General features: G+C 65.7%; 8 protein-coding genes. All 8 read right to left on the reverse strand.

The genetic code is table 11. The annotated features are described in order from the left end of the window. Positions 1–31 precede the first annotated feature (31 nt). The gene (trxA, locus tag AC4PTB_RS00165; RefSeq protein ID WP_023914330.1) at positions 32–352 is read right to left on the reverse strand and encodes a thioredoxin; all 321 of its coding nucleotides are present in this window, start codon (positions 350–352) and stop codon (positions 32–34) included. A 52-nt stretch (positions 353–404) separates the two neighbouring features. Beyond that, a complete protein-coding gene (gene addA / locus AC4PTB_RS00170) occupies positions 405–3,770 on the reverse strand; it encodes a double-strand break repair helicase AddA (RefSeq protein WP_492191128.1) in 3,366 nt (1,121 codons plus the stop codon). Further along, positions 3,767–6,700 (reverse strand): double-strand break repair protein AddB, encoded by a 2,934-nt coding sequence (addB, locus tag AC4PTB_RS00175; protein WP_492191129.1) that lies wholly within the window; start codon positions 6,698–6,700, stop codon positions 3,767–3,769. Before addB ends, addA begins: the two co-directional genes overlap by 4 nt. Continuing rightward, the gene (locus AC4PTB_RS00180; protein ID WP_492191130.1) at positions 6,687–7,379 is read right to left on the reverse strand and encodes a nucleotidyltransferase family protein; all 693 of its coding nucleotides are present in this window, start codon (positions 7,377–7,379) and stop codon (positions 6,687–6,689) included. Before AC4PTB_RS00180 ends, addB begins: the two co-directional genes overlap by 14 nt. Continuing rightward, positions 7,355–8,356, reverse strand: a complete 1,002-nt coding sequence (locus tag AC4PTB_RS00185) for an aminoglycoside phosphotransferase family protein (protein WP_492191131.1) — start codon at positions 8,354–8,356, stop codon at positions 7,355–7,357. The genes AC4PTB_RS00180 and AC4PTB_RS00185 overlap by 25 nt, the downstream gene beginning before the upstream one ends. Before the next feature lies 1 nt (position 8,357). Further along, entirely contained in the window at positions 8,358–8,834 is a 477-nt protein-coding gene (gene tsaE, locus AC4PTB_RS00190) for a tRNA (adenosine(37)-N6)-threonylcarbamoyltransferase complex ATPase subunit type 1 TsaE (RefSeq protein ID WP_492191132.1), read from the reverse strand. A 39-nt stretch (positions 8,835–8,873) separates the two neighbouring features. Further along, positions 8,874–10,481, reverse strand: coding sequence for a PAS-domain containing protein (locus AC4PTB_RS00195; RefSeq protein ID WP_492191133.1), 1,608 nt, complete (start codon positions 10,479–10,481; stop codon positions 8,874–8,876). 84 nt (positions 10,482–10,565) lie between these two features. Beyond that, positions 10,566–11,951: a sensor histidine kinase RegB gene (gene regB / locus AC4PTB_RS00200; RefSeq protein ID WP_492192655.1), complete on the reverse strand. Its 1,386-nt coding sequence runs from the start codon at positions 11,949–11,951 to the stop codon at positions 10,566–10,568. Positions 11,952–12,003 lie beyond the last annotated feature (52 nt).

Here is a 12,003-nt window from a genome sequence, read left to right on the forward strand (position 1 = left end):
CGAAGGCGCCCTTGCGGTGGCTTGGCGTCGCTCAGAGCGAGGCTTCGATCCAGGCCTGCAGCGCGGCTTTCGGCGCGGCACCAACCTTGTTCGACACCACCTGACCGTTCTTGAACAGGAACAGCGCCGGAATGCCGCGCACACCCAGCGCCGCCGGGCTGTCGGGGTTTTCGTCGACATTGACCTTGACGATCTTCACCTTGCCGGCCAGCTCGGTCGACAAGTCTTCCAGCGACGGCCCGATCATCTTGCAGGGGCCACACCATTCCGCCCAGAAATCGACGACGACGGGCAGATCGGACTGGCGCACTTCGGCGTCAAAGGTGGCATCGGTGACGGCGACGGTAGCCATGGGATTCTCCAGATTGAGGGTTGGCGAAAGCTAGGTCTGGCGTCGCCGCGCGTCAAGATGCTGTGGCCGAAAGCAGGGCTTCCTCCAACAGTGTGTCACCCAACGGCATGATTTCGCCCGTCGCCGTCCAAAGCAGAGAGCACTCGACCGCACGACCCGGATAGATTTGCCGAAGCGCGGCGCGATAGGCCGCCATCTGCCGGATCAGCCCCAGCGGCACCTCGGCCGCGGTTTTCGGCACGACGGCATTCGACTTGTAATCGAGCACCCGGATGCGGTCGGGCCCGATCTGCAGCCGGTCGATGATCCCGTGCAGACGCTGCCCGCCCAGCTCCGGCAGCTCGGCGGTCAGCTCCACCTCGGCCAGCGTATCGGGGCCAAGGAAACCAGCCTTTTCGACAGCCGTCAGCACCTGACGCGCCCGGGCCAGAAGCGCGTCGATTTCATCGGGAAAGGCTCTGTCACTGCCAAAACCAAGCAGCGACTGCGCCAGATCGGGCCAGGTTTCCGACGGCGCTTGCGGCAGATGTTCCAACAGCAGATGCAACTGCCGCCCGCGCAGCATCGCCGCTTCGGTGGAAAGCTCCGCCGTCTCTCCGGGCAAAGCCTTCGGCCCGCCCAGATCCGAGGCCGAGAGCACCTTGGCCGCTTTCGGCACGGCGGCAACCCGGTCCCGCGCCCAGTCGGGCAGATCGATCTGCACCACCTCCTCGGCCCTCGCGGGGGTGCCATTTGCCGGCCAGTCGCCATGCGAAAACCGCAAGACCGGGCCCAGCGCCTGCAAGGGGTCCGAGAGCGTCGAAACCGTCTCTGTTCCGGCCGCTTTCATGCCATCGGACACCAGCGCATGCCAGCTTTCGGCGCCCTCCTCCTCGTCGCCCGCGGTCGCGACGATCAACCATTTCTCCGCCCGGGTCATCGCCACATAAAGCAGCCGCAACCGTTCATGCCTTTGCCGCTCCAGCACCTCGGCCTGGGCCTGCGCCAGCACGGGCGGCAGCGTCGCCGCGGCGGATTTCCAGAACGGGATGCCCTCGGCCAGCAGCAGCTCGCCGCGCTGCGAATTGCGCAGCTTGGCCGTGTCGGGAAGGATCACGATCGGCGCCTCAAGCCCCTTCGAGCCATGCACCGTCATCACCCGCAGCGCGGTGCCCGCACTGTCGGACTGCCGCTTGATCTCGATCTCATCAGCGCCCAGCCAGACCAGAAAGCCGGTCAGGCTGGGCACTTCGGTCTGTTCATAGGCCAAAGCCTGGGCGATCAGCGCGTCGATCCCCTCTTCGGCTTCGGCGCCAAGGCGGGCCACCAGACGCTTGCGGCCCTCGTGCCGGGTCAGAAGCCGCTCGATCAGATCATAGGGGCGCAGGAAATCGGCCCGATCCAGAAGATCGCGCAGAACGGTCAGCGTCGCCTCGTCGCCCGCCTCGCGCAGCGCCGCCCAGAGATAGCCCTTGCGCGGCTGCGCCAAGCGGAAAAGCCGGTCCTCGCTCCAGCCAAACAGTGGCGAGCGCAGCGCCTCGGCCAGCGACAGATCATCCTCGGGCGTGGCCAGAAAGGCCAGAACAGAGACGATATCCTTGACCGCCAACTCTCCGCCAAGCTTGAGCCGATCCGCCCCCGCAACCTCCAGCCCCTGCGCCTTGCAGGCCAGAATGATCTCGTAAAACAGCCCGGACCGGCGCTGCACCAGGATCAGGAAATCCCCGGCAGTGACCGGCCGCGGCCCCTCGCGCCCCGGCAACTGCACCCCGGCATCAATCATCGCGCGGATCTCGGCAGCGATCGCCCGGGCCAGCACGACGGGCGCGGTATCGGCGCCGGGCCGGTCGACGGGATCGTCCCACTCATCCGGTTCGGTCTTGTCGGGTTTCGGCACCGCGGGCCAAAGATCGACCCGACCGGGAAGACTATCGTGAAAGGCAAGATGCTCGGGGGCACCACCCAGCGCCAGCGCGGGATCGCCGCGGAAGGTCAGATCGACCAGACGCAGGATCGCCAGCGACGAACGGAAGGAATGCAGCAGCGCGGCATCCTGAAGCGGGCGCGAAATCGCCGCGAACTTGGCGGAAAACAGGCTCTTCATCGCCTCGAAATGGGTCAGATCGGCGCCCTGAAAGGAATAGATCGACTGCTTGCGGTCGCCCACCACAAAGATCGTGCGGCGGCTGTCGCGCGCCCCGTCGCCCGAGGTGAATTCATCGGCCAGTCGCTCGATCACCCGCCATTGCCCGGGCGAGGTATCCTGCGCCTCATCGACCAGGATGTGATCGATGCCGCCATCGAGCCGGAACAGCACCCATTGCGCCACGGAAGGATCGGACAAAAGCGCCCCGGCGCGGTCGATCAGATCGTCGAAATCGAGCCAGCCGCCCTGCGCCTTTTTCAGCGCCAGGGCGGGCAGCAGCACCCGGGCGAAGGCCTGCAACGCCAGCGTCCGGGAAAGTGTCGCAAGGGCGTTTTCCTGTTCGCGCGCCCAGCGCACGCGTTCGGCCAGCGCCAGGAAATCCTCGGCCAGATCGGGACCAAAGGCTTCAATCGCACCTTTGGTCAGAAGCCTGGACGACACGCGGCTGCCATCCTTGACGAGACAAAGATCGGCAAGACGCGCCAGTTCCACCGGCCCCGGTGCCACCAGATCGAGCTGCGACAGTTGCGCCGCCAGTGTTTTCATCGTCGCCGATTGCGTCTTCAGCAGCGGAATCGCCTCGGCGATGACCCGATCGGTGCCGGGCAGAAAGACCGCATCGGGCAGGGTGTCAGGACGCAGATCCGGGGCCAGCCCCAGCGCTTTGCGCAGCTCTGCCTCGGTCACGCGCGGCGAAAAAGCGTCTCTGTCATGGCTGATTTCCGCGATCATCCCGGTCAGATCGGCGCCGGTGAACGCCTGCAGGAAGCGGTCGAAAACCGGCCTGTCGGGGCCAGAGGCGATCTCTTCAAGAACCTCCTCGCGCATCCGCGCGGCGGTGCGGTCATCAATTTCGGCAAAGCCGTGCGAGACCCCGGCCTCAAGCGGAAACCGCCGCAACAAGGCGCCGCAAAAGGCGTGAATGGTCTGGATTTTCAAGCCGCCCGGCGTTTCGATCGCCTGTGCGAAAAGCCGCCGCGCCCGGGCAAGGCTTTCCCCATCCAGCGGTCCACACTCGCCCAAAGCCGCAAGCTGCGCCCGCAAATCGGCATCGGGCAGCATCGCCCAATCGCCAAGACGCTTCAAAAGCCGGTTCTGCATCTCGGCCGCAGCGGCCTTGGTATAGGTCAGGCACAGAACCTTTTGCGGCTCTGTTCCGGCCAAAAGCAGCCTTGCGACCCGGTCCGTCAGCACCTTGGTCTTGCCCGATCCGGCATTGGCGGCCAGCCAGGTCGAGACCGCAGGATCGGCGGCCTGAACCTGCCGTTCGCTGGCGGGATTGCGCTGGGTCATCCGACATCCTCCGGAACCGGCAAATCGGTGATATCCCACTCGCCAAAGCGGGACAGATGGTCATAGTCCCCGATATCGCGGCTTAGCTGCATCGCCCGCCGGGCGGTGAAACCTTGCGAGCTCTCAAGATAGCGCGCGATGAGCCCCTGCAATCGGGTCCAGGTCTGCTCGACATCCTCGCGCCCAAGGGCCAGCATGCGACATTCGCCACTGCCGCCCAGATGCACATAGCTCATCCCCGCCACCTGCCGCGGCCCGATCTGGGTAAAGGCGCCCCGTTCGATCATCGCGGCTTCCAGCAACAGCTGCTTGTCGAAATGCCGGACCTCGGCCTCTTTCGGGGGGGTACCGGATTTGTAATCGTAAACAAGCGCCATGCCGTTGTCGTGCAGATCGATGCGATCCGGCCGCGCCGTCAAGGTGAATCCCGGCGGTCCAAGCTCGATCGAGGCCGAGGTCTCGATCACCGCCGGCGTCGCTTCCGCGCGCCGCTGCGCTTCCTGCGCGACAAGCTGCGGGGCGATCCTCAGCAGCCGGTGCAGCCAAAGCCGTTGCGTCGAGGGCCAGGGGATCATCTGTTGCAACACCGTCTCGGCAAGGTCGGAGAGGTGTTTTTGGCTGGAATCGAGACTGTTTTTCGGATCGAAGCCGGTGACGAACAGCTCAACGACACGGTGCAGGGCTTCGCCGCGCAGACGCGGGTTCGGGCCGGGTTTCAGCGGATCGAGCGGCCGCAGCCGCAGGATCCGCGCCGCATAGATCGCATAGGGATCGCGGATCAGCGTCTTGATTGCGGTCACGGGAAGCTGGCGCGGACGCGCCTCGGCCGGAGGACAGGGCGCAGGCCGGGGCGCGGGCGCAACGCGTTCCGACGGCAGATCAAGCCGGGAGGCCAGGTCGAGAAACCGCTGTCCCCGCACCCGCATCTGCGCCAGCGCCTCGGGGCCCTGCGCCGCGGTCAGGCCCCCCGCAAGATTGAGCAACCGATTCAACCAGCGCGACGGCACCGTTTCTGCCTCGCTGTCACGACGCGCGCGCGACAGCACGACCTCGGGCGCCGCAATCGCCTGCTGGAAGTCATGCGCGGAAAGACCGATCTGCCGTTCCGGCAACAACAGACCCGCATCAAGCCGCATCTTCCGGCTGAGCCAGGGATCGGGCGAGGGCGCCTCTGGCCAGCTTTTTTCGTTCAGACCGGCGAGAATGACCACCTCGGCCCCATGCGCCCGCGCCTCGAGCGTGCCAAGGAACGTCACAAGCGGATGCGCCGCAAGGGTCGAGCGCACCTGACCCTCTTGCAAAAGCGTATCGATCAGATCGGCGAAATTCGCGGAACTCACCTCCAGCCCGGTTTCGTCCTGTGCGGCAAGATCCTCGAGGGTTCGAAACGCCGCCTGACCGGCCTCACCCAACCAGAGTTCACTTGCCGCGACGGTGCCGCCCGGGCCCGCGGCAAAGCCATCGAGAAGACCGAAAATCGTCTCTAACCAGGCTGAAATCGGTTGATTTCCACCGCCAGAAACCGTGTCGATCAACGCCGCCAACCAGTCGGACCAGTGCTGACGCTCGGGATCCTCGGTTCCGCCCCAGCGCCGCACAGCCTCGGCATCCGGAAAGGCGGGACCCTTGCGGCGCAAAGACAGTTCGAATTCGCGCGTCAGCCGCAGATGAGCCCCGCGCAGCGCCGACCCTGTCGCCACCAAAGGATGCTTGAGGATGACAAGCAGGCTTTCCATCGAGATCTTGCGCCCCAGAAGGCGCGCAAGATGCCGGATCAAACGGCCGGGCGCGGTCAACGGCAGCGGTTGACCGGCGGAATCGTCGGGAACAATCGACCAGCGGTCCAATGCGGCCGCGACGCGACGGGTCAGCATGCGGTCCGGGCTGATCAGGGCCGCCTTTTTCCCCCGGAACACCGCTTCGCGTAGAACCAGCGCGATCGCCAGCGCCTCCTGCCGCGGATCGGCGGCCTCGATCAGCGTCATCTGTGCGCAGGCGGCGGGCAGATCCGAGAAAGCCTGCCCCTCCCGCATCCATTGATCGGTGACCGGCGCGGGCCGCAGCGCCAGCGAGACCAGCGCATTGCGCTTTGGCGACTCCGGCAGTGTTTCGGTCCAGCGGGCCACCTGTGCGGGCGCAAGCGCCAGCCCGTCCAGCAAAGCGCGAAAGCGATATTGCGGGTGATCCTCGATCGGAATTGGGCCGGAACAGAGACTGTTCCATGCCGGGTCCGGCATGTCGAAATCAAAGCCGGGCAGGACCAGAACGCCTTGCGGCAGAGCGGCAACCGCCTGCATCAGAAGCCGCGTCGCCCCCCGCGAGCCGGTGGAACCGGCCAGGATGATCCGGTCCTCGGTCGGATTTTCGGCCCAGATCCGCGCCATCGTTTCGACGACACGCCGTTGCCGCCCCTCGGCGTCAAGTTCGGTCTCGAAATAGCGCGCCACGATGCGGATGAAGGCGAGGCTTTGCCGCCAATGTTCCGCATGCGAGGCCTGAATGTCGAGCCGTTCGAAAACCTCGGGATGCACGCCTTCGCTTTGCATCTCGGCGAGCAACGCCAGCAGGCTGTCGGTCAGGCTGAAGACGCCCGATCCGGTCTCGAAACCGGGCAGCCCCCGGGCGAGCCGGTCCACCAGACAGGCCAGTTCCAGCTTGCGGCGCAGCGCGGACACCGGCGCGGGCAGCCCGGGCATCGGCAGCCGGGCCAGATCCGAAATCAGCTCGATCCGCGGCAGAAAGCGGGTGCCAAGGCTGTCGAATTCCTCACGGACGCGCCGGCTCATCCGCCCGGCGTTGAGGATCAGCCGCACCCGGGCCATCGCCTCGGGCGGCTCATCCTGCATCCGGTGGACCAGACCCCGCACAAGCTCCCGGGCGAAATCGACGCCGGGCGGCAGGGCGAAAACATGCGGATCAGCGGGCGGCATCGGACAAAAGCCCTTCGGCGAGCGCGATACATTCGGGTCGGCCAACATCACACCAGCCGCCGGGATGCACCACGCCATAGGCACGCCCCTCGGCGAGGATCCGGTTCCAAAGCAGATTGAGCGAGAAGGCGGGCTCCGAAATCGTCTCTATTCCGGCCGGATCGAGGATTTGCGCCCCGGTGTAAACATAGCCCGTGCCACGGCTGATCCGACCGTCGGGCGCCAGCGCAAAATCCCCGGGGCCGGTATAGCCCAGCGCGGCCTCGCGCGGGACCAGCGCCAGAAGGGCGGACATCCGACCGCCGTCCCAGGCCTGAGACAACGACGTGAGCACATTCGGCCCGGTCCAGACCGCATCGGTGTTGAGGGTGAAAACCGGCCCGGGACCAAGAAGCGGCAGGGCCTTGCGCAGCCCGCCGCCCGTTTCCAGCAGAAGATCGGTTTCGTCCGAAACCCGGACCCCGGTTCCGGCCAGATGCGCAAGGATCTGATCGGCGCGGTAATGTGCATTGGCAACGATGCGCCCGATCCCCGCCACCCGCGCCAGATCAAGCGCATGGTCCAGCAGCGGCTTGCCTGCCACCTCCAGAAGCGGTTTCGGCCGATGCAGGGTCAAGTCCTTCATCCGCGTGCCAAGACCGGCCGCGAAAAGCATCAGCGCATCGGGTGTTGACCGCATTGCCGTCTCATCCTTTCCAGCAGCGCCACATCGGGCGGCAACAGCGCTTGTGTCACCACCGCGCGCAGGGGCGCAAGGGCGTCGTGGGCCAGATTGCGCTGCAACTGGTCCCAGACCCGCGGGATCAGATCGACATAGCCGGGCTTTCCGCCCGCCAGACAGAGACGCGCGAAAATGCCGAGGATGCGCAGCGCCCGTTGCGCACCGATCAGGGCAAAGGCCCACTCAAGTTCCGCCAGATCCAGCCCGCGTGCGGTGGCATAGCGGCGAAGTTCGGCGGCAAGGACGGTAGGCGACACATCGCGGCGGGCGTCTTGCAGGGCAGAAACCAGATCGTAGACCGGATGGGTGGCCACCGCGTCCTGAAAATCGAGCAGCCCCAGGCGGGCGACACCGCTGCGTTCGGGCAGCCAGATCACGTTTTCGGCGTGGAAATCGCGCAGGGAGAGAACTGGCGGCAGCGCGACAAGACCCTCGCAAAGCCGGGTGACAAGGGGCGCGATCGCCTCGGCGGCGGCGGGATCGCGCAGCGGATACCAGTCGCGGGCCAGCGACACGAGCGCGCCAAGCCCCGTCGCATCAAGGCGGGGAACGAAGTCGGGCGGCGGCAGGCTGTGCAGATCGAGCAGGAAACCGTTGATCGCGGCGTAATATCCGGCCTCGGCCCCGGGATCTTGCCGCAAAAGTCGGGCGAGCTGACCGTCGCCGAAATCTTCAAGAAGCATCAGCCCGGTTTCGGTGTCGATGCCGAAAATCCGCGGCGCGGAATAGCCCTGCGCCAGCAGCCAGGCGTCGATGCGCTGAAAACGCCGCATCTCTGCGCCCGGGGGCGCGATCATCAGAACCGCTGTGGTGGCATTGCGATGCAGCCGCTCATACCGGCGGGCCGAAGCATCCCCGGCCAGGGGGCGGCGCTCGGCCCCGGCCCAGCCGAAACGGCTCAGGAAGGCCGCGATTTCGGGCTCGGTCGCGGCCATTTCAGCCCTGCCCCAAAGCCGCCAGACGCGGCGCCCAATTGGCCGCGCCGCGCAGTTGAACCCGCCGCGATGCACCGGCGTCAAGCAGCGAAAACTGCACGAACAGAGCCTTTTCGGGCAGAAGATCGCCCAGACGCTCGGGCCATTCGATCAGACAGATCGCGGTGTCGAAGGCCTCCTCCAGACCGAGTTCGATGGCTTCATCGGGATGGGTCAGGCGATAAAGATCGGCATGCCAGATTTCGGGATCGGCGCCATAGACCTGCACCAGCGTAAAGGTCGGCGAGGGCACGTCTTCGGTCCCCCCCAGCCGGGCGCGGATCAGGGCGCGGGCGAAATGGGTCTTGCCCGCGCCGATCGGACCCTCGAGCAACAGCACATCGCCAGCCCGCAACAGCCGGGCCATCGCGATGCCGAAGCCTTCGGTGGCATCGGCATCGGGCAGATCGAGAGACAGGAGCGGGACAGTATTTTGCATGGCCGCACTCTAGCGGCCCTGCCCCCCGCGGCAAGCCCCTTAACTGGCCAGAACCTTGACCGGACGGTCCTCGTCAAACATTGCCCGGCTGGACGGATCCAGCGTCACGACACCTTTCGGCAAGAAACTGGCCATCATCGCGCCGCCGGTCATCGGGGCAAAGCGGCAACCGATCATCATGCCGTCTTCGCGACGCCGCACCGTCCCTTCGATCAGCGACCGCTGGCCGATGCGGTTGTTGAACCCCCGCGCCGAGGTCCAGATGTCGGAGGCATCGCATTTGCCCTGCCACAGCCGCACCGCATCCAGAATGGTGGTGCGCCGCAGCGAGGTATCGGTTTCCACGCCCCAAAGCCGGTCATAAGCCGCGTTCGAGGCCGTCAGCTCGCCCGAGGGCTGGAACACCGCCACCGCCTCGCTCATCATGTCGAGGATTTCCTGGCCCTGCTCCAGTTCCGCCCGGAAGCGGCGGGTCAGCGACACTTCGGAGGAGATATCCTCGAACAGGAAGGCCACGGCGCCATCGGGATGCGGACGGCCGGTGACGCGATAGGTCTGACCCGAGGGCAGCATCCAGGTTTCGGAATGGAAGCCCGCGGCGGCGGCCTGTTCGAGTTCGGTCATCTTCAGCCGCCAGCTGCGGTAATCCTTCGGCTCGGGCATCATCCGCGCCTCGCGCAGACGGTCGAGAAAGGCATAAAGCGTCGGCCGGTTCGACAGGAAATCGGTACCAAGCTGGGTCAGATCGATCAGCGCCGGGTTGAACAGCTGCAACTGCCGGGCACGGTCGAAGATCGCCAGACCGATCGGCAGATCGGCAAAGGTCTTGGTCAGGGTCTGCACGAAATCGCGCAGCGCCTTTTCCGCCCGCACGGTCGAATCGGCCGGCAGGGCGAAATGCAGCGCGCCCTTGTCCATCGGGAAGGAATGGCAATCGAACCAGGCCGCCCGCTGATCGCCGTCATCCAGACGCAGCCGCCGCGGTCCGGTGTGACGGGCGTTCTCGTCGATCTGGAACAGCCGCGGCAAGGGCCAGAGCATCGCCTCCTCGGTTTCGGAAAAGGCGCCCGAGCGCAGCACATAGGCGCGGTTCGCCCAGGTGATCGTGCCGGTCTCGTCCTCGCGCCAGATCAGCGTCGGCGCCCGGTCCAGCGTCAGCCGCATCAGGTCCAGCTCGTCTTCCAGCGCGCGCTGCGACAGCCCGTCGACAAGAACACCACGGCCCTCGGCCTCGGGATCGATGAGGGTGAGGCGCGCAAGGCCGTTCACCTCTTCGGCGATCAGCTTGATCTGCGTGCGGCGGCCTTCTTCGGGTTTCGACAGCAGCTCGATCCGGCCAAGTTCGGCAAGCTTCAGCATCGTGGCTTCGAAGCCGTCGAACCGCGGCGCGACAAAGGCAAGGAAACGCGCCCAGTCCGACAGCGCCATCGGCGAGGCCTCCAGCAGCGCCCGCGCCGGGCCGGTCGCATCGACCAGATCCTGATCGTCAAACAGGAACACCGTCTGTTCCAGCACCGGATGCGTCGCCACCCTGGCATCCGGCCCGGTCTTGCGCGTGGAAATCACGCTCAGCAACAGCAAAGCCAGAAGCGCCGATCCGACCGAGGTCGCGACAATCAGGATCGCCTGGAAAATCTCAATCTGCATGACTGCAGCCCTCTCGCCTGTCCCGCAGTCATGATTGATGAATAAAGGTTAATGTGCCGTTAAGTTAACGAGCAATTATGATCATCACACGGTGATCGGAACATTCTCGCCCAGCGGCCCGGTTTCGGGGGCGATCAGGCGGCCGATGTGCCAGCGCAGCTCCACCACCGCGCCCGAGCGCCGCGGCACCGGGGCGTTCTTCTGATAGGGCTCGGACCCGTTAACGAATCGCAGCTTCGCGCCGGTGCGTTCCAAAAGCGTCTTGGCGATGAAGAGACCCAGCCCCATGCCCTCGTATTCCTTGCGCTCGGCTGAGCGGGTGGAGATGAAGGGATCCCCGATGCGGTTGAGAACATTGGGCGAATAGCCGCGGCCATCGTCGGTGACGCGCACGATGATGCTGCGGTCGGTCCATTCCGCATCGACCCAGACCGTGGTCTGCGCGAAATCGACGGCGTTCTGAATCAGGTTGCGCAGCGCATGCACCAGCTCGGGATAGCGATAGATCGTCGGTTGCCGCTCCGACCCGCCCTCGCCCGGAACGACATCGAAATAGATCATCTTGCCGCGGTCCAGATGCGGCTCGGCCGCTTCGCGCAGCACGGCGAGCAGCGGCGCCGTGCGCAGATGCACGTCATCCTTGCCCGCCCGCCCCATCGAGCGCAGGATATCGCGGCAGCGTTCGGCCTGTTCACGGATCAGCACCGCATCGTCATGCAATTCGGGATCGTCGATCAGCTCCTCGGCCAGTTCGGTCGAAACCAGCTTGATCGTCGCAAGCGGCGTGCCCAGCTCATGCGCGGCCGCCGCCACCACCCCGCCCAGATCGGTCAGTTTCTGCTCGCGCGAGAGCGCCATCTGCGTGGCAAACAGCGCATCCGACATCGAATGGATCTCTTGTGCGATCCGGTGCGCATAGGCGCCCAGAAAGATCACCCCGATCACGATCGCCACCCAGGAGCCGAATTCGATCATCGGCGGCACGCCGATAAACGTGCCGTCGCGGGTCTGCAGCGGCTCGTTGAACACCGCGACAAAGGTGATCATCGCGATCGTCGCGCCCCCCAGCAGCAGCGTCGGGCGCAGCTTCAGCGCCGTGGCGGCAATCGTCACCGGCACCAGGATCAAAAGCGCGAAGGGGTTGTTCAGCCCGCCGGTCAGCGACAGCAAAAGCGCCAGCTGCGCGGTGTCAAAAAGCAGCGTCGCCGTCACCTCGGCCTGCGACAGCCGCCGGGATTCCGGGTAAAGATAGATCGCCGCGATATTGGCCGCGACCGCAAAACCGATCGTGCCCAGGCACATCGGCAGGTTCAGCGCGATGTCGTAATAGCCATAGGCCGCAATCAGCGCCGCCAGCTGACCGACCACCGCGGCCCAGCGCAACAGGATCAGCGTCCGCAGACGGACCCATTCCTGATGGCTCAAACTTGCCGACATGTCGAATTCCGGCCGGTCGACAGCCCTCATCATATCTGCCATCGTCGTCCCCACCGCCTCACCCTTACCGCAACCCCTTGATATT

The organism is Rhodobacter sp. 4.3.4, from assembly GCF_058724655.1.